A 17,249-nucleotide genomic window follows, 5' to 3' on the forward strand; every position below is an offset into this window, starting at 1 on the left:
CACTGAAATACATATGAACTGAGATTGATGATTACAAGTGAGGAGGAATTTGCGCATATATAGCAAAAAGTTTATCAGGGCAATAGATATTCTACAACGTGTTTTTATGAAAAACAGGAGGAAAGTTATAAAGGTAATAGAGAGATTTCAAAGGATGGTTTTATAGAGCAGTCATACATACGATCTAATCAACAGGACACAGTACGATGCAAATGCCGGTATCTTGGGGAGTATCAAAACTTTTTTGCTTTTGTCGACCATGATCAGCACAGTGTCTTATACGATCATTATAATCAGATACAACATCGTTTTGTTTGCGATTATTATGGCAGTGCCCGTTATCCGGTACCTGTTTGAAAAGAAGTATAATCTCAAAGAATATGCCGTAGAGAAGGAAAACACAGAGCTAAATAGAAAAATTGGCTACATCTCCTATTTGCTGACGGGCTTAGAAAATTTTAAAGAAATTAAGACTTTTGGCTTATTTGATTTCTTTATCAATAGATACCAAGACATAAAAGAACTCTGCAATCTGAAATTGATACGATTGAACTATAAAAGGGATCGCGCGTTTTCTGTTCTCACGCTGTTAGAAAAAACCGTTGACTTGGGTGTTACGCTATTGATTTTATCACAGACCTTTACTGGGATTTTATCCATCGGTAGATTTGTCTTGTATAACAATTCCATTGACAGCCTCAAAGAGAATGTGGCCACCATGTTTTCACATTTATCCTATTTGTATAAAAATAGCGCGATGCTTGACCAGATCAGGACATTCTTTAATCTTCCTCCTGAGAATATTAATGAAAATGGGATAAAAACTGATAAAATCCAAACAATTAGACTGGATAACGAACATACTGGCTCGAATTACACTCTGAATCCAGTGCGACGGAAAACGTGATACTGGAGTTCCCTAACTTGCAAGCAATGTTTGATGACGCGAGAACTGCGGGCTTACAGCTATTTGTAAGAGAAGGGTATCGGACGAGAGAACAACAAAAACTCTTTAATGATAAAATCTCTACTCACCGAAATGAGGGACATTCAAAATCTGAGGCGAGAAGGTTAGCAGAAGAATGGGTGGCCGTTCCGGGTACAAGCGAGATTGGGATTGTCATTGATATCAATGCAGGTACATCTATTTGTTTACCGGGTGCGGTGTATTCATAAAAAAATAATTCGTATAAATACGGGTTTATCCATCGAATAAGACTGATATTACTGGCGTGAAGGATGAGCCACGGCATTACAGATATGTTGGAAAAAAGCCGCAAAAGGAATTTGTTCAAAAGGAATTTGTTCGGAAGAGTATTTGCAACGGCTAAATGAAGGGATGTTTCAATACGCAGTAAGTGTTAAATGGGCATTTGGGATATCACGAAGGCAATAATATATGATAAAATCATCTTATAATAGGTAATGTAGCACATTTTCATAGAGTAACGATCTGGTTTACGTGAAAAAATACGTCGATGAGCGGAGGAAGATAGAGTATGGCAAAGCATTGGAGACGGCAGGTTTCTGCATTGATTTTGGCGGCAGCTCTTGTCTGCGCCTTTTCCGCTTGCGGCATCAATACCGGAAAGATAAAACAAACCGCAAAAGAAAAAGCCCTGGAAGGACTTGGCAAATTAGACAAAGGGATGAAAAAATCATACGGAAAAGACAGCTCGGGAGAGAAGTGGATGTGTGTCATTGAGCATGGCGCCGAAAATCTGTATGACTTTCATGACATGTTCGGCAAAGAGCTCCTGGACAATATGCGGACGTCAGATTCTCTGGAATCCAACTGGAAAAAGCTGCATGACTATGCAAAGGGATATTGGACCAATTTCGATCTGGTATCCCAAAAGAACTATGCGCATGGGGTCATCGTTTCGGAATATAAAGTTTATGTGAAAGAACACCTATCGCCCACTCAAAAAGAGGCAGGTGCCGATGCCAAACTTTATCATCTGTTTTTTGTTGTTCACTCTCCGAAGGAAGAGAATCCTGCTTTCCGGGGCGTGTGGTCAGTGAGTATGGTGGATGATAGCTTGTATCGTCAAAAAGGCTTTGCCTTTGCTGCAAAGCCGGATAGCCGGGGACAAAAACGGGGAATATCGCCATGCGGAATTTTTGTGGGAGAACATGCCCTGACGCTGGCGAATGCCCTGCCGGCACTCAAAAGATCATCTGCCTATGATAAGACCATCACGGGGCCGGGCTATCAGAAGGGGCCCGTTACGGTTATGAATGATGCCGGCGAATCCCCGCAGAAATACAGTGAAAAAATTGCCGCAAAAATCGAGACGTGTCTGAACAGACGAGATGCCAAACAGTTAAAAGGGATGTATTTTAAGACCGTTCTTGACACGGCGCCGGAGACGGAACAGAAGATCCACAGTCTGACGCGGATATTCACGGGCTCTTCGGATCGCGTCCGGATTACAGAAATAGACGAAGACCGGGGGACTGGCGCAACCTCGATGAGCTACCTGTTGGATTCAACGGGCGACAATCATGTTCAGCCGGGATTCGGGACCTATTATGTTGGCTTTCGGGCTGTGGTGATCTGTGGAAAGAAAAAATATCAGCTGATAGCACAGTGCTGCACCAACTACGAGAGAAATGCGAACCGTCTGGGAATCATCAAACTGGAACTGCATCCAGAGACACCCGGAGGAGAGTTTGCCTATGCAAGAGATTCTGTTGCTGAGGCAGGAATGGATATGGTTGAATTCGGTTTGTCTAAGTAGGTGGAAAGCGCCATACATGGGATATTTTAAAACCATAGCCGGCATGTGAATGAATAAACTGTGCCGGTCTTTGGCATCTTTTGTTTTTATGGCGGCTGAATCCGGGCTGATTCATGTGATGCACATAGGAGAATAACGTATGGAAACAGAACAGAAAGCAAAGAAGCAGAAAAAACCACATATCAAAATTCGGATGTGCTTTTTCGTGATCGGGTTGCTCTTTCTTTGCACCGAAGCCAGTCTGGGGATTGGGCTGTCCCGCCCGATGCAGAGATGGGTCTTTATCCCGTTATACATCTTGGTGCTTCTGGTTCCCGTTCTCTTATACCGCAAGGCAGGAAGTTTCCTGGCTTCAAGGAAATTTTTGATGCTCATTGTGCTTGTCTATGTGTCTATGTATGGGATGCTTGCATCTCAGCTCAATCAAATGGAACATCATGCAGGCGTTTTAAGCGGAGCGAATGCCAACGTATTTTCCTACACTGACGATATTTTTGCCAAAAGTTATTCTTCCGCGGATGAAATCCTTAAGAACACCAAACTCGATGCAGGCTATCGGGAATTCTACCGTTTTGAAGATTCACACGCCGTTAGTGTTTTTTATCAAAAGCCCGCTCCGAAACATGTGAAAAAAGGGTCATACCAGGAGGAGGACCCTTTCTATATGGCTCTGAAGGTGCTCAGCGTGGATATTTATAAGGAAGGCGGACGCTATTATGCTGTTGGCACCCGAAAAATGTCTGCGGCTAGTTTTGATTCTTACTCTGACGAGGAGACCCTTCGGGCGGACCTGTCAGCTTCGCTTAGCCGGAAAAGTGTGATGCCGCAAGCAGATAAATTATTTGTCTGGGGAGTTTCCAGATATCCCCATATGGATCGGGTGACAGTAGACGGCATTCCCTGTGCAAAAATTATTTCGCTCTCCCTTCGGGGTGGCAACACTGGCTATTTTTGGATTATTAGCAATATAAATGCCGGTTTGAATCCCAAGACGGTATCCATCAAAGGCCTTCCTAATACAAATGAAAAGTAGGGCGCTGGGGGCTGCGCAGTTATGGCATGGGCTAAGAAGATGATTTAGAAGGAGGAACCCATCTTGAAGACGCATAAAAAAATAAAAAAGATCCTGGCGGTATGTATGATCCTTATCGGAGCACTCGGCGGCGGATTTATTACGCTGGGCTTTTTACTGAGCCCATCAACGGGGAGCAGGATAATAGGAGACGTTAATCTTCTGATTATATTTAACGCCATTCCGATCGCCTTGGTTATCGGTGGTATTGTGGTTTGGAAGTGCAGGAAGTTTGCCAAAAAGCTGGCTGTCATATTCCTTCTTTCCATAGGAATCGCCTTTGTTGCATTCATGATTCCCGTTATCACGACCAAATCAGATATTTCGGACATCCCCGGTTATTATGGAACCAGAGTTAATGATTCTCCCGGTCATTCCGGCCATCGGGGACTCAAATGGTATGACACGCCGGAAGAGGCTTTGAAGAAAGATGACGATACAAAGGATTTGAAAAAGGCGGATCATTTCTATATCTATAAGACCAATCGGGAGATACTTTATTTCAGTTCGCCGTCAGATAACAGAACCTTCAGGGTATCTTCGTTAAAAATTCAAAATGGGAAATATTCTCAGGTGACCGGAACAGATTATTTTACCAGGGATTACTCAAAAGAAAATTATCTTTATGACTGTGATGATGCGGTAAGCGAGGATATCGCCCAGGAATTTTGCACCAGTGGCTCTGGAAATGGTTCTGCCGCAATTGTACACGAAGACATCTATTTCGGGATGTGGAGCAATTTGAAGGAGGCCGAAAATTTGACCATTCTGGGGAAGCATCCAGAGGTGCGGACGGTGACAGTCGGCAATCAAAAATACGCATTTTGGATGATACAGGATCCGAGGATTACGGCAGCCCTGAAAAAATTTGACTTTTCAGGATTTACGCTTAAAGAACTTACGGATACTTTGGATATTGATTATAAACCGTATTGATCTCACAATAAAAATTAGGAACTGGATTTTGATTGGAACCATACTCAGCGGATGCATCGCGGTATTGAGTGCTTTTATTACAGTCGTTGAAATTGTGCTCGCCATTCTTGGAATGCAGCATGCCCAAACGCCGGTTGCAAATGATTATATGGCATTCGGTAAAATAATTACCCAGACTTTAGCAGCCATATTTGTGGTTTTGGCGCCAGTTGTCGCTGTAATGGCAGGTGTTGCATTTGTCCTTTCTCTGATCTCATGTCTTTTAAGGGCATCTTCTCTAAAAAAGCACCGAAACTTACCCTACAGCCTGACGGATCTCAAAAATACGACCGGCTGAATTTTATGTAATGGAATGCTTGGGATGGGATTTTAGCTAAGGTTGTTCTCTCTGAAATCTTATTCTGTTTTTAATTAGAGGAATTGCTTTTGTTCAAGTGCTTAGCTGCTTTTTACAGGTCAAGGAAATCATGGAAGTCAGGGAGCAGGTTTAAAGGGAATTTCATTTTTCTTCAAAGTATAAGAGGCATCGACTGCGGGGCATATAATATGCCTGCACAGGGGCTTTCTTATTCGCTCTTTGATTAATTCGCTGCATCTGAAAGCTGTTCACCCTGATTACGACATTCTTGCCTTTATGATCGATTCCTTCTAAATGGGGATCGTCGGAATAAGATTCATAGGAAACCCGTGGATATCTGACTTCCGTTTTGGCTGGAGTGTTAAGATGTGGTAAATCCAACAGCGTCATCGGCCCGGGCGTTGCAAGGAGAAAGAACAAAGACAAGCCAATAAACAGAGAAATCAGCTTTGATTGGCTTAATTTTCGGCTTTCTTCTTTTGCCTTTTTTACTTCCTCAAACGGATTTGAGCCCAATCGACAGGCAATGCTATGTCTGCGGAAAACCCACAAAAGAAGAATAAGTAAGAAAGGATTCACAATAAGAATCCATGAGAACAAACCCTGAAGGAAGAAGAGGTAGGGGTGATTGCCATAATCAGCCATGATAGACACAATGATCATGGTTGCAACCAAAATCACGGCAAGGAGAATACCCCCTTTGATAAACAGGTTGATGCGATTGTTATTTTCATCATTCATTAATACGCCTCCTGTATTCTTCAATGTCCTTTTCTAATTTTTTAAGGTGGAAAAATCTTTTTGTAAATAGATCTTTTATGATAATAGTTGAAAATCGAAGGGCTGGTGTCAGTGGACTGGAACCTCAAATCCTTTATTCTTTTATAATTCATGTTGATGGGTATGTCAAGGAAGGGGACTGTGGGTCTTTAACGGCGTCAAATACTTTTAAAAAAGGTCTGCTCTATGATATGTTGGTATCGATGTTGCCAAAAACGAGCATGATTGCTGTATTTTGGGATCCAATGCGGAGATTTTATGTCCCGGTTTCACAATCGCTAACAACAAAACCGGTTACGACGAGCTTTATCAGAATATTTTTGCTATGACAAAGCAAAAATAAACGTAGGTCTTGAAGCAACCGGTCATTATTCGAGCAATCTCTTGGGATCAGCTTAGGTTTTGCAGGTTAAATAACTCTTGACTTTCCAATCAGAGCGGCCCCGATGGCCCCGTTGTATTGAGGAAAATTGGCTTCTTGAATATCCGTCATTAATTCATCTTCCAGTGCCGTCCGCAATGCGTCGTTTTTCGCGCCGCCTCCGGTCATCAGAATATCGCCGTCCGATTTATATTTTCTTGCCATTTTTGCAATTCGATTTGCCATAGCAAGGTGCATCCCGGCTAAAATATCTTCCCGGCTTCTTTTTTGAGCAAGCAAAGAAATCACCTCCGTCTGCGCAAAAACGGCACACGTACTGTTGATCTGGCAGGGATTCTTGCTTGCTTTCGCCAATTCGGGAATTTGATCAATGGTTGTTTCCAGAAGCTCTGCAACAACTTCCAGAAATTTTCCGGTTCCGGCAGCGCACTTATCATTCATTGTAAAATTTACAATCTGTCCTTCCTGTCCCATACTAATAATTTTGCTGTCCTGCCCCCCAATATCAATCAGCAATCTCGGATGTACTCCCTTCGGGGCTGTCAGTCGGCTTCCCCAGGCGTGAGCAGTGATTTCAGAAATCGTGGAATCCGCGGAACTAATACTTCTGCGGCTGTATCCCGTAGCCGTTATCGATCGCATCTGCTCGTTTGTTACCTCTGTGTCACGTTTAATTGCTTGCACTAATTCATCCGCCGTTTTTTCGCAATCAATCCCGGTTGGAAGTAATTTTGTCGATACAACCTGATCTTCAGAAATCAAAGCCGCTTTCATATATGTAGAGCCGGCATCCAATCCCATATAGTAAGTTCGCATTTATCTTCTCCTTTGCTCAATCAATTCCACGAAAGCCTCAAGACGGATCCTGACCTGTTCAGCGTCTTCAGAAGAGAAGTCCGTCTCAACGCGTATCAGGGGAATCCCCAGCTCATCGGTTATTTTTTCAATGAGGGGCAGCTCAAAATCATAAGGGGTGCAGCCGCGAAGCACATGGTAAATCACACCCTCGGCCTTGCACTTCTGTAATTTTTCACGCAAGGAATTCAATCTGTCCTCAGTCTCTTCAAAAACAGGACAGGTGCAGGCGCTGAAATACCGTGCGGAGAGAGCCCGCAAAATGCCATCCTTGCTGCATTCGTCCGGGATGATCGGATCGTACAGCAGCCTTCCGGACATACAGGTTTCATCACCAACAATCTGCCCACCCAGACTTTCAAGAAGAAAAGGAATCTTAAAATTTGGAAATGTGATCGGTGAGCCTGCAATAAAAATTCGCGGTTTACGCCGTGAATGTGGCGAAGCTTTTCCTCTATGCTTTTCTAATTCCGTGTTCAGTCTTTTTACATGCTCCGCCCATTTTTGGGGGAGATCGTAGCAATAGCTGTTCATAATCATCATTACCTGAGAGCCTCGAATCACCGGATCATCAGCGGCCAGATAGGAATACAGCCGGTAGGCTTCCTGCTGCGCACGGTCTGCATCTTTACAGGCCTGCACCAGTTTTTGGGTTGAAAATTTCCTTCCTGTTTCTGCTTCGATGCTTTTAATCAGCGACTGCAATGCCGTAGTGTTATATTGAAAATCATCTTCCGACTTGCTCATTTCAACCGGCAGGGGAATGACCGGCACGTATTCTGAGAGCAGCTCTGCGCTTTTTCTTTTTCCGTCGCATGTCAGCGGGAGAATCACCAACTTGCATTGCTGGTAAAGCGGAACAACCTGCATGGCGTGAAACCCGACGCTTGCTTTTATGACTGGGCAGGCATCTCTCGGTGCCAACTCATCCCCGATTAAAGCCGCCGTATGATGTCCGCCGCAAAGCCGCAATGGTCGGTAGCCAAAAGCAAAAATAATTTCATCCGGCACCATGATACAATACGTTCCAATATATTCTGTTTCATCCTTTTCCAGAGAGACGAAGGCACGTTTCAGATTATCTGTGAAATATTGAAGTTCCTTGAGATCCGAATGTTCAAAATTTCCTAATGCAGCCGCTGAAACTCTGGAAATATTTCGGATGTAGCGTTCTTCCGTACGATGATTCATTTATTTGCTCCTTTTCCGATGCGAAGTCAGTACCTTTTTCCCCAATACGGTAAAGGAAAGGGCGTCCTCTTCGGGACAGGCTTCAATGCATTTCATACAGTAGATGCAGTCAGAATGCGTGACATCCTTTTTTTCGCGTTCCAGATAAATCGATTCAATATCCATTGGGCAGCACTCCAGACAGGCTCTGTAATGTGTACAGACCTGGGGAGCTTTCCGGATCCTGCTGAAACTCCCCCGATTAAAAATGCCTCTGAGAGCACCCAAGGGACAAATCTTACAGAAGAATCGTTCCTGTACAAAACACAAACCGATAAAAACTCCAGTCAAAATCAACCACCAAACGGAGGTCCGGACATTTGTAAACAACTGATCCGGACGAATATAAATCGAGGGGCGAAGTCCCCAAAATACGACAGAAAACAAAAATCCGGCAAATACAATCCATTTCAGGCCACGAACCAGAAGCTGAACCATCTTGGAGTTATGCACAGAAGGGATTCTTGTGTTCTTTCTCAGGAAGGACAAAATCTCCTGATAAAATCCTAACGGACAAACGTAGCCGCACCATAATCTTCCGAATAATAATGCACTTAAAAGACTGATCAAAAGAACAATCAGCCGGTACTTTGCTCCCAGAAAAATAAACAGCAGATAAGCTAACAGAAGCATACTAAATCTGAAAATCGTAATTTTTGTTCTTTTCATCATGAACGCCCCTTCTGATGTAAAACAGGGAGGACCGGAATTTTTTTCTGATTTTTTTTGTGATTAAGCAGCAGTGAAACGCAAACACTTACCGCGATCAAAACCATGAAGAGCAGATGCACTAAGATTTGCGCCATTCCGGCAGCAATCGGCTTTTGTGCCTGTTGCTGGCCTGATGCAAGAGGCTGTAACAGCCCAATTCGTGCTGCGGTCACCGCCAAAAATCCCCCTATGGCATTTGGCATCAGCTGCATGATGGATGGATGCGCGTTTCTGATTTTTTTAATCCTTGAATAAAATTTTGTCGATACAAACCGTTTCAAGAGAGTTCTCCTTTCAATATTGATCGTTTATGAGACGGATCACTTTTCAATAATTCTGAGAAAGCCTCTAGGCGAATGCGAATCTGTTCAGCATCGGCATTGGTATAGTCCGTTTCTATGCAAACAAAGGGTGTCCCCGTTTTTATTGCTGCTTTTTCAAGACGTTCCGCCTCATACGCGTAATTCAGCTGTCCCTTTAAAACGTGATAAATCACGCCTTGATAGCGGTCCAAAGAGCAGTCATCGTCTATAATTTGTATGGCGGGATCCGATTTTGCTTTTTTATAATGAATTTCCTGTATTGTCTTTAACACAGCAGGAACAGACATCGTGCCTTGAAAGGCTGAAGAATAATCCGGAGGAATCCTTACACCGCATCTGTTTTCATAATGAGTCATTCCAAGGTCGCTGAGAATTTTGGGAAGTTTTATATTCGGGAAATAAATCGGCGACCCTATTAACAAAAGTTTATTTTCTTCTACCTGTTTTTGGGGATGCGCCTTTATGAAATGCTGAACCTGCATCATCCATTCATCTTTGTCGTCTGCCATGTAGTAGGTCTGGCAGATATAATCCACCGCTGTCTGCGGAACAGACAAAGATGAAACCGCGTCTAAAAGTTTATGAGCAGCTGTGATCCTTCGGGCCGCATCCCTTAAAGAGACCCGGGTGATTTTATGCCCGGTGACAGGCTCAAGCTGTTTGAGAAAACGGTTGTGATGGTATCGGCAGGTATCTGTCAAATCGGATGCAAGCGCCGGTCCTTCCTCCAGCATAATAACCGGAAAGCCATGCGATTTTAGGAACTGGCTTGCTTTACGCGCATCCATACAGGCATCGGACAGCGCCACGGCACCGAAATCCGATGTTTTGATGCTTCCCTTTGTCAAATAACTTACAGCCGATCTTATGGCCGGGTCACATATTTGTGGAAAGTTTTTCTCTGCATATTCCGAAGTCGCATAAAGGCTTTCCGGTATATACACCGGATCGGAACCGGCAGCGCGAAGATAAATTTCCGGAATATCCGTTCCCAAAACGGCAATCCGTGGTATTGCCGAAGCAATTCGCGGGGGAATATCCCTGTTCTGCAACGAAAGAAAATAATCCGGAACGATTGTTGACAGAAAGTTCTTTGTCTCCTCTGCAAAATTCATTTGTCTCGTTTTCATGCAAATACTCCTTTATTTTTGATGCTTTTTGCATTATACTGTCCTCTGTCCGCAGGAAGTGTTACTATGGTAACTAATTGTAAATTGGTATTTGCAAATGAAGAATAATTTTTTTCAAATTTTAAAAAAGACCGCTCTGTTTTATGGACTTTCAGATGAGAAATTAGAAGAATACTTTCAAAATGGGCTGTATCGGACCGTAAGATACAGCAAAGGAGCAATCATCTACTGGCAGGATGAGTTGTGCAAAAGTTTAGATGTTGTTTTGGAAGGGTCTGCCTCAGCTCAGAAAATTGACAATGAGGGAAATGTGTTAATCGTTAATCAGTTCACTGCAGGGGATACCCTGGGTGAAAACTTATTGTTCTCGCAGAATGGACACTTTCCGATGATGATCGTTGCCGATACGGAAGTCGAATTTTTCAAGTTAAAAAAGGAAACGATTCTAAGCATTGGTCAGAAAGACCGGGAATTTCTTTCCCGGCTGCTGACGTCCATATCCGACAAAACACTTGTCCTTGCCGGTAAAATTAATGTTTTATCCCGTAAAGCGCTTCGGCAAAAGATCGCAGACTATTTGATTTATGAATATAACATGCAGAACAATCTGGAAATTCTGCTTCATTTTTCAAAAAAAGAATTAGCAGAGCGGCTGGGCGTACGGCGGACTTCTCTTTCCAGAGAATTATGTAAAATGAAAGCGGACGGACTGATTGCATACAATGCAAAATGGATTCGCATCTGCAAGCTTGCCAAGTTAATCGAAATCAGTGAATCTATATAATCTCTGAAATATAATATTTTTTCGATCCTTTCCTGTAAAATTGCATAAATTACAAGTTTAACGTTCAAGAATGGCAAGAGCCTTGATGAGATCATGAACTTGTTTGGTATAACGAAAGACGGATCAAGGTGTCACTCGGGAACATGAGCCCTATGGCGTACAGACGAAGTCTTGGATTTGCTGCTTAGGCAGTTCAAGAAAAAGTCCGCATCCCCTTCCTGGCGGAATAGGGGCGAAATGCTCCAATTTTTATTTTAGTTGAATATTATAAATCAACGGTATTGTAAAAAAGGATGAGGAAATATCATGGAAACATTGAAACTGGTAAGCAGTGAGTTTCAGGGGAAAACAACCCAGCCTTTCTTATTCTTGGTTCTTAACTTTTTATATCTGGCATAATAGCAACCTGGAAATTTCAAAAAAGGATGTATGGGTCAACGGTCGTGAGAGGAACAACATGGATACTCTGTCCGACATGTGAAGGCAGAACGCGAGTAAAAGTCAGGGATGATGCAGAACTAAAACGGGTTCCGCTATTTTGCCCAAAATGCAAGAAAGAAACAGTGATTGACTTGAAACAAGGAAATATCACCATCATCAAAGAGCCGGACGCAAAGACGAAGAGCTGATGATCGACAGTCGAAAGACTGTGGTCACCGGCTCTTTTTCATCATAAGGAGCAATTTTGTATATAGACAAAAATCGAAGAAGAAAAACAGCTTTATGGCTGCTTTTCAGGGGCGGTATGGATGAGGGCTATAGTTGCCTTGATTATTTCCAAGGCTCTGTCGCTACACTTGTAAAGCATGTGAATGATCCGGTCGATCTCCCGGCTTTTCAATATGAGTCCCGATGATTCAGGTAAAGCATGTACGAACAGTTCACCTCCGTCTATAATTTATCTGGAATAGTTCATGCTGATAAAGGCATGTGAGTTCATAAAGTTATGAACAGATGAGCAGCCGCTCCGCCAATAAAGGCAGGGGAGGTGCAAAATGGATAACGATAGAAGAAAGTTATGATTAAATTTCTGCTTATTGCGTTGCCCTCCGAGAAAGGCATAATCCTTTCGCAAAGGGATTTTTTATTAGGGCGCTCCATTGCAGTTTTTCCCAGCGGAAAACGGAACTTTGACCGCCTGCTGTGCGGGCGGTTTTGATTTATACAATCGCGTTTATCAAGGCCAATACCCATAGATGTACCGAATCGAAAAGGAATCCATATTCATTATGCCCGCCAAGGCTGCGGCGCAGCGGTTTTACTTAATCAAAATACTGTCTGAATTTTTCAGTTCTACACCGATTTCATTTTTATCGCACTGCGCTGCCCAGATGTTGGTGGCGCCCGCGCCATTTTTTTTAATCAAATACAAAAACGCCGCAATGGCGGCCACCTGTACCAGAATGGCCATCACAGAGCCTTCGATTCCGAAATCTGTGGTATAAGCAAAGCCGTTTCGGGCTGAAGCCATATCCAGTTTAAAGATCGCATAAGGCATGACTCTTCCGCTGTTGGGCAGCCCGAGGACAATGTTCTGGAGGTAATTCCACGCCGTATGGGCCGCCATGGCCATCCAGATGCTGTCGCTGCAGTAAACCATGAGGGAAAACAGAAGTCCGCAAACCACGGTATCCATGAAAGACAACAGGGTCACCCCGGGATTCAGGAGATGAAAGGCTGCAAATAAGACGGCATTTCCAACGATTGCGATCATCGGCTTTTGATACAGATAGCCTCGGCAGATCAGTTCCTCCGCTGACGATTGAACGAATACACATACAAAAAGAATCGGTGCATAGACCACGTTGAATGAATCATAACGGAGAACAATATCCCCGCGCAGCTATGCCACAAGTGCGCAGGATCCGTTGAGGACTGCACCGAGGACCAATCCGATCATCAGATTTTTGTAATGATTTCCGGTCGATTTTTTATTGACGGCGCCCCAGATCGGTTTGTTCGCTTTGCGCCTGAACCACAAAAGTGCAAAAAGCCATATGCCGATAGAGGTCAGATACGCCTGCCCGGTTATGATCCAATCGGGAATAAGCCCCATCAAACCTGTGATGATTTCCCGCGCACCGCCCGTCATCGCAGCGATCTTGTCCCCCTATGCCAGCCCGGCATAAATGCCCAAAGGTATTCCCGTAATCAACATGCCGATCAGACCGCCAACGGTCGCCAAGAAGAAACTGCCGATCGAGTATCCGAACCAGCTGTCCGTTATTTTTTCAATACGCTTTTCATCAATCTTCTCCTAATTCATTCATGTAGATTCTTGGAGCGATCCACGGCCATCCCTTTCAGCAGCGGCCAGCACCGATTTAATCGCAAAAGCTGAGGCGGCATATAAGACACACGCTCAAGGGAACTGCAAAGAAATGATATTTCATTTCTTCGCAGTCCTTTTTGAGAATAATAATTTTTACTTTTCGTTTACATACTTTTGAATGGCATCACATACATACTGAGCCGTTCCTTCCCCGAATTTGTCTAAATTGCTTTTGAATTCTTCATTTTTTACATAGCCATACCCGATGCCCGAAAAGACATCCATTGGACAATCAAAAGCGTATCTGCAAAGATGCTTGTGTAAATTTTTTGCTAATCCTATATTTTCGTGAGATGTGGCATTCAGCCCGTTCGACATATTTTCAGAAAAGGCAAAGAATATTTTATTAAAGCCATCCGTGAGTTCTTGTTCTCTTCCTTTTTGCTTTTCGATAGCTTTTTCAATGACTTCCTTTCCATACAAATCGATTGCAGCTTGTTTATATTTTTGATTATCCTGGTATGTGAATCCGTTGAATTTTTCTTCCATTGGCATAACCATTCTCCTTTCTTGGGATTCAATCGTCTTTTCCAATGTATCTATAAGTGTTAGGAGTCGTTGCTTTTCTGCTTGCATTAAAATCAGCTGTTTTTTTAAATGAGTCAGTAATGCATTTTCATCCTGCTGCAGCAGTTCTTTGATCTGCTTCAAGGTAAATCTCAAATATTTATAGAACAGTATCATCTGCAAAAGAGACATGTCATCCTCAGAATAATACCGATACCCATTTTCGTTTTTTCGGGGAGACAACAAACCAATCTCATCATAATGATGTAAAGTGCGCACCGATACACCACTGATTTCACTGACTTTTTTAATTAAATACATTCAAGCACCTCCTGACGAATATGAGCATAAACTATCACGTTATGTCATAGTCAATACATTTTTAAAAAGTTTTTCGCAAAAGCTTTGTTTTAAAGATTTGAATAAGAAAAAATCTCGAAAAAATTTCAAAACAATCCTGCCGAAAGGGTACTAAACATGTCCTGTGCAAATGCTGTAATTATAAAGAGAAAATGCCGCTTGGCATGCTGCAGATATGCTTCGGCGGATAGCGGCTCACGAAACAAAGGCGAGGATACCTGCCGGACGGACTGAAAGGCAGGATTGATTGAAGAGGAGAGCTGATAAAAAACAGCAGCCATGCCGTATCAGCATGGCCACCGTCAAATCGTGCAGGGTATTTACAAATCTTTCAGTTTCGACTTTTCTGTTTCTGTCATACCATTACGCCCTTTTCGCTTGAAAAACCAATCTTCGATTTCGCAAAATGCTCAGGCCAGGAGCATAAACAGGAGAGGTGCAGCAATCAGATGAATTCCGATTGCCGTGCCTAAAGGGATGCCAATCACAAAGGCCACAATGATGGGAATGAATTTATTTACAGAGGTCTTGCGGATGACAAGCCACTCTGCCCAGAACAATGCCGCGGAAATCAATAAAATAATAAACTTCATAATCCTTGCCTTCTTCCTGTTTTTTTATAGGAGGAAATCAGTTTCTTGGCCGCTTCATAGGACATTTCACCCTCTAGAGCCATGTCCTTGATTAAGCTGACAAACCGGTCTTCCCCCGATCTCACACCGGCAACCTTTTGAATCAGCCGGTCTATCCGCAGTCGGATCGTAGGATAGGAAACCTCATAGTGCTGTGCCATACTTTTTAACGATCCGGAACACAGGATAAACTGCCGCACAAATTCAAAGTCTTCTTCATCAAGCTCGTTGAGCCAAACAGGGAAATCATCACTTGTCACATCCATGGCCTCTTTTCTGTTTACCATAATTATTATCTGCTTTTATTATAGACTTCAATATAAATATTATTGAATATATTATTATGGAGAGACTAAATAAAATTACTCACACCATAAAAAGACCGCAGACTTCAGGAAAGATATAGATAAAATTTTGTTTATAGGAGCGTATATCGCTGGGCGAAAAACCGGATTTGAATAAAGGATCGAACGCAGAGACTTTTAAAAGTTTTACCCATCTTCTTTTAATGTTGCATTTCAGCAACGGCTGAAATTGGAAGAAAAGAAAAAAGGCAATCAACGATAGACAGGCAGTTTGAATATAATGCTTATATTCGTGATTTTTTTGAAGATATCAAAGAAAAAGCTTGAAAGCAATCATTAATATTGGCAATATAAAAAGAACCTGGCATCATCGTTATGGGCAGTCAGACCTTGTTGCCCTGAAGAGATAAATGCCGTAACGGCCGGCATCCCAGTGCCCGGATAACTTCGATGCAGAGAAAAAGACAGGTGAGGCTGTTTCGGTTTGAGCGGCGGATGAAATAAGCGAATGTGAATTTGGAAAAAAGAAAAATGAATGACTTAGAAGAAAAAATATATCAAGATATTCAATCAGAAATTGATAAGTATTATGATCAAGAAGGAATAAAATATACTGACAAAGAAAAAGCAGAAGATCGTATAATAAATTTTTTCATATCTATATAGACGAATTACTGTAATTAAAAGAAAAGTATATTATTCTAAAGATACATATTTGGGTTTTAGGTTTGATTGTAATGCCAAAGGTGTTTTATTGGGATTAATTTCATTCAAGACAAAAACGGGAGAGGTAAAGTTTTACAATATTTTTTAATGAATAATTTAATAACATGGGAACAATATGGATATCTTTATATAAATCCCCGTTTATCGGGATGACGGCGGTATGGAGCTGCAGCGATTGAAAGGCTGGTGGAGGAAAATGGCAGGCAAAAGCACAGGGAAAATAATGGGCATTGTTTTGATATCGGTCGTGCTGATCGCAGTGATGGCAGGATGCGCCGGGCAGAACCGGAATAACAGCCGCAGGAATCATCCAGGCGAAAACGCAAATTTGAGCCCGTCGGATCTGCGGACTTTGATGAAGCAAGTGGCGAAAAGTGAAATAGAGACCGCGTATGCAAGATATGTCCCGGATAAAGCTTTTGCAGACGCCAAAGTCTTCGGCATTGACAGAGACGGCGGCAAAGGGGCGGCTTATGTTTATTTAGAGGTTGCCGAATACGCTGCCGTTAAAGGAAAAACCTATAACCTATCGGGGGCTTCCGGAGAGGCCATCATTCGGTTCAGATATACGGCGGGCGGGCCGAAGTTTATAAAAGTTGAGTGGAGTGCCGACGGTGACCTGCATGATCGTTGGATTAAAGAGCACTTCCCGGAAGCGAGTCAGAGAAAACGCGATATCTTCATCATTTTTACGCTGCTGTTCAAAAGCAGGGGGATGGGCGGGCTCGAAGAAAATATCAGAAAGGAAGTCCAAAAAGACATGGGCATTCCCGTGGAAACGGAAAATCTTCTTGATATTGACACAGATAAAGGGACCTATGAAATCGTCAGGACGATAGAACGCGGTACGCCGGGCAAGGACGATCAATTTCATTCTGAGATCGTTGAAAAGGGCAAGCTCAGCGATTTGGCTGGAAAATAGCAAAGGCATGACAAGAGGGCTTGAGGATCTTTGTGTTGAAGGCGGTGGCCGAGACCCTGTTGCCGAAAGAGGCTTAAACGCGAAGAACAGCGCTGCAATGCCCCGCCTGGCATGGGATAACAACGAGCGGTCAAAAAATAAAAAGCTCCCCGACGGGTGA

Annotated in this window: 22 protein-coding genes; 11 read left to right on the forward strand and 11 right to left on the reverse strand. The window is 43.0% G+C overall.

What is annotated here, in order from left to right; translation table 11 throughout:
• Positions 1-325: 325 nt before the first annotated feature.
• From HMPREF0721_RS09550 to HMPREF0721_RS09570, 6 genes are all read left to right on the forward strand, one after another.
• Positions 326-907, forward strand: coding sequence for an ABC transporter ATP-binding protein (locus tag HMPREF0721_RS09550; RefSeq protein WP_156788734.1), 582 nt, complete (start codon positions 326-328; stop codon positions 905-907).
• Positions 908-933: 26 nt separating this feature from the next.
• Positions 934-1,176, forward strand: a complete 243-nt coding sequence (locus tag HMPREF0721_RS12480; RefSeq protein ID WP_242821893.1) for a D-alanyl-D-alanine carboxypeptidase family protein — start codon at positions 934-936, stop codon at positions 1,174-1,176.
• 323 nt (positions 1,177-1,499) lie between these two features.
• Positions 1,500-2,744 (forward strand): hypothetical protein, encoded by a 1,245-nt coding sequence (locus tag HMPREF0721_RS09555; protein ID WP_006599533.1) that lies wholly within the window; start codon positions 1,500-1,502, stop codon positions 2,742-2,744.
• A 139-nt stretch (positions 2,745-2,883) separates the two neighbouring features.
• Positions 2,884-3,777, forward strand: coding sequence for a hypothetical protein (locus HMPREF0721_RS09560; protein ID WP_006599534.1), 894 nt, complete (start codon positions 2,884-2,886; stop codon positions 3,775-3,777).
• Positions 3,778-3,840: 63 nt separating this feature from the next.
• Positions 3,841-4,752 (forward strand): hypothetical protein, encoded by a 912-nt coding sequence (locus HMPREF0721_RS09565; protein WP_006599535.1) that lies wholly within the window; start codon positions 3,841-3,843, stop codon positions 4,750-4,752.
• 28 nt (positions 4,753-4,780) lie between these two features.
• Entirely contained in the window at positions 4,781-5,089 is a 309-nt protein-coding gene (locus tag HMPREF0721_RS09570) for a hypothetical protein (protein ID WP_040640040.1), read from the forward strand.
• Between the two features lie 162 nt (positions 5,090-5,251).
• On the opposite strand, the gene HMPREF0721_RS09575 is transcribed toward HMPREF0721_RS09570, so the two are convergent.
• Positions 5,252-5,851 carry a hypothetical protein gene (locus tag HMPREF0721_RS09575; protein WP_006599537.1) on the reverse strand — a complete coding sequence of 200 codons (600 nt, stop codon included), beginning with the start codon at positions 5,849-5,851 and terminating at the stop codon, positions 5,252-5,254.
• A gap of 274 nt (positions 5,852-6,125) precedes the next feature.
• On the opposite strand from HMPREF0721_RS09575, the gene HMPREF0721_RS12860 reads away from it, so the two are divergent.
• Entirely contained in the window at positions 6,126-6,233 is a 108-nt protein-coding gene (locus HMPREF0721_RS12860) for a hypothetical protein (RefSeq protein WP_423219051.1), read from the forward strand.
• 66 nt (positions 6,234-6,299) lie between these two features.
• Here the strand turns inward: HMPREF0721_RS12860 and HMPREF0721_RS09580 are convergent, their stop codons facing one another.
• From HMPREF0721_RS09580 to HMPREF0721_RS09600, 5 genes are read right to left on the reverse strand one after another with little or no spacing between them, the layout of a single operon-like run.
• Complete coding sequence (locus HMPREF0721_RS09580; protein WP_006599538.1) at positions 6,300-7,088, reverse strand: acyl-CoA dehydratase activase; 789 nt, start codon at positions 7,086-7,088, stop codon at positions 6,300-6,302.
• Entirely contained in the window at positions 7,089-8,318 is a 1,230-nt protein-coding gene (locus HMPREF0721_RS09585; RefSeq protein WP_006599539.1) for a 2-hydroxyacyl-CoA dehydratase subunit D, read from the reverse strand.
• Entirely contained in the window at positions 8,319-9,029 is a 711-nt protein-coding gene (locus tag HMPREF0721_RS09590; RefSeq protein ID WP_040640041.1) for a 4Fe-4S binding protein, read from the reverse strand.
• Positions 9,026-9,349 carry a hypothetical protein gene (locus HMPREF0721_RS09595; protein ID WP_040640042.1) on the reverse strand — a complete coding sequence of 108 codons (324 nt, stop codon included), beginning with the start codon at positions 9,347-9,349 and terminating at the stop codon, positions 9,026-9,028. The genes HMPREF0721_RS09590 and HMPREF0721_RS09595 overlap by 4 nt, the downstream gene beginning before the upstream one ends.
• Positions 9,346-10,521: a 2-hydroxyacyl-CoA dehydratase family protein gene (locus HMPREF0721_RS09600; RefSeq protein ID WP_006599542.1), complete on the reverse strand. Its 1,176-nt coding sequence runs from the start codon at positions 10,519-10,521 to the stop codon at positions 9,346-9,348. The genes HMPREF0721_RS09595 and HMPREF0721_RS09600 overlap by 4 nt, the downstream gene beginning before the upstream one ends.
• Before the next feature lie 97 nt (positions 10,522-10,618).
• Between HMPREF0721_RS09600 and HMPREF0721_RS09605 the strand changes: the two genes are divergently transcribed.
• On the forward strand, positions 10,619-11,305 hold the full coding sequence (locus HMPREF0721_RS09605) for a Crp/Fnr family transcriptional regulator (protein WP_006599543.1): 687 nt from the start codon (positions 10,619-10,621) through the stop codon (positions 11,303-11,305).
• 425 nt (positions 11,306-11,730) lie between these two features.
• On the forward strand, positions 11,731-11,934 hold the full coding sequence (locus HMPREF0721_RS11580) for a cysteine-rich KTR domain-containing protein (protein ID WP_006599544.1): 204 nt from the start codon (positions 11,731-11,733) through the stop codon (positions 11,932-11,934).
• 629 nt (positions 11,935-12,563) lie between these two features.
• Here the strand turns inward: HMPREF0721_RS11580 and HMPREF0721_RS12295 are convergent.
• From HMPREF0721_RS12295 to HMPREF0721_RS09625, 5 genes are all read right to left on the reverse strand, one after another.
• Positions 12,564-13,109 carry a CPBP family intramembrane glutamic endopeptidase gene (locus tag HMPREF0721_RS12295; RefSeq protein WP_006599546.1) on the reverse strand — a complete coding sequence of 182 codons (546 nt, stop codon included), beginning with the start codon at positions 13,107-13,109 and terminating at the stop codon, positions 12,564-12,566.
• Positions 13,110-13,148: 39 nt separating this feature from the next.
• A complete protein-coding gene (locus tag HMPREF0721_RS12300) occupies positions 13,149-13,397 on the reverse strand; it encodes a hypothetical protein (protein WP_006599547.1) in 249 nt (82 codons plus the stop codon).
• A gap of 333 nt (positions 13,398-13,730) precedes the next feature.
• Positions 13,731-14,465: a MerR family transcriptional regulator gene (locus HMPREF0721_RS09615; RefSeq protein ID WP_006599548.1), complete on the reverse strand. Its 735-nt coding sequence runs from the start codon at positions 14,463-14,465 to the stop codon at positions 13,731-13,733.
• Positions 14,466-14,914: 449 nt separating this feature from the next.
• Positions 14,915-15,097, reverse strand: a complete 183-nt coding sequence (locus tag HMPREF0721_RS09620) for a hypothetical protein (RefSeq protein WP_006599551.1) — start codon at positions 15,095-15,097, stop codon at positions 14,915-14,917.
• Positions 15,094-15,423, reverse strand: coding sequence for a DUF2089 family protein (locus HMPREF0721_RS09625; RefSeq protein WP_006599552.1), 330 nt, complete (start codon positions 15,421-15,423; stop codon positions 15,094-15,096). Before HMPREF0721_RS09625 ends, HMPREF0721_RS09620 begins: the two co-directional genes overlap by 4 nt.
• A gap of 549 nt (positions 15,424-15,972) precedes the next feature.
• On the opposite strand from HMPREF0721_RS09625, the gene HMPREF0721_RS12625 reads away from it, so the two are divergent.
• On the forward strand, positions 15,973-16,107 hold the full coding sequence (locus HMPREF0721_RS12625) for a hypothetical protein (protein ID WP_006599554.1): 135 nt from the start codon (positions 15,973-15,975) through the stop codon (positions 16,105-16,107).
• A gap of 256 nt (positions 16,108-16,363) precedes the next feature.
• Positions 16,364-17,089 (forward strand): hypothetical protein, encoded by a 726-nt coding sequence (locus HMPREF0721_RS09630; protein ID WP_050786991.1) that lies wholly within the window; start codon positions 16,364-16,366, stop codon positions 17,087-17,089.
• Positions 17,090-17,249 lie beyond the last annotated feature (160 nt).

Source organism: Pseudoramibacter alactolyticus ATCC 23263, from assembly GCF_000185505.1.
GTDB lineage: Bacteria > Bacillota > Clostridia > Eubacteriales > Eubacteriaceae > Pseudoramibacter > Pseudoramibacter alactolyticus.